Source organism: Alcanivorax sp. HI0083 (assembly GCF_001635175.1).
Genome location: NZ_LWFX01000402.1, coordinates 1 through 839, shown reverse-complemented (window position 1 = coordinate 839; position 839 = coordinate 1). Strand labels below are relative to the sequence as shown.

At 57.8% G+C, this 839-nt stretch carries 1 protein-coding gene and 1 pseudogene; one reads left to right on the top strand and one right to left on the bottom strand.

What is annotated here, in order from left to right; translation table 11 throughout:
• Positions 1-222 (top strand): annotated as a pseudogene (locus A3754_RS27180) (hypothetical protein); the annotation flags it as partial.
• A gap of 148 nt (positions 223-370) precedes the next feature.
• Here the strand turns inward: A3754_RS27180 and A3754_RS04180 are convergent.
• Positions 371-839 (bottom strand): transporter substrate-binding domain-containing protein (locus A3754_RS04180; RefSeq protein WP_156496772.1); only part of this gene is annotated, 469 nt, incomplete at its 5' end.

Sequence of the window (839 nt, the reverse complement as noted above, 5' to 3'; positions counted from 1 at the left end):
CAACAACCGGAACAGAGCATTTCCCTGGACGGCCTGAATGCGCGCTACGATGCACTCAATGAACTGAACCGTTGTTTTACCGGGAGGCTGCGCCAGCGCGGTGAGTCCGATGCGCCGATCAATGCGTTAGTGCTTTTGCATGTGACCGCGCGGGAAATGCACTGGAATCTGGAAGAAGAACTGGAGAGCCTGGCGGCGTTGTTTGCCGGGAGCGACAGTTAGATAAACGCCCAGGCGCCAGGATGTCGGATTACGCCGCTACGCGGCTAATCCGACCTACACGAAGCACAGCGTTTACAATAAAGCGGCGTAACCCGACACCAGCGAACGCAATCTCCCATTCAATCAGCCCCCCAACCAAAACCCACCGTTATTCTTCCGCGCCCAGATAGCGATTCACCACTGTGCGCCACTCCTGGGTCGGGAGAATTTCCAGCATGGCCTGATCCAGCCGCTCACGCAGGGGGCTGCCATTAGCCATGGCAAAGGCATAACTTTCTTCGCGAACCAGCGATGGCAACACCAACGCATTGGTGGTGCCACGCTCGCGCAACATATAACGCATCACAGGCGCATCGGAGACCAGGGCATCTACCTCGCCAATCATCACCGCGCGCAGTGCCTGCTGGTTATTCGGGTAAGGCACAAAGTTTGTACCCTGACCCGCCAGCCAATGGGCACCGCTGGTGCCGTCCACCGCCGCCACTTTTACCCGGGGCAAATCGGCCGCGCCATTGATACGCGACTGCAGCTCATTCAGCGTCACACTGGAGGCAATGGCGGCAGTGAAACCGGAAATGGTGATGATGCTGACAAACATCCAGATCAAGCCCACAACC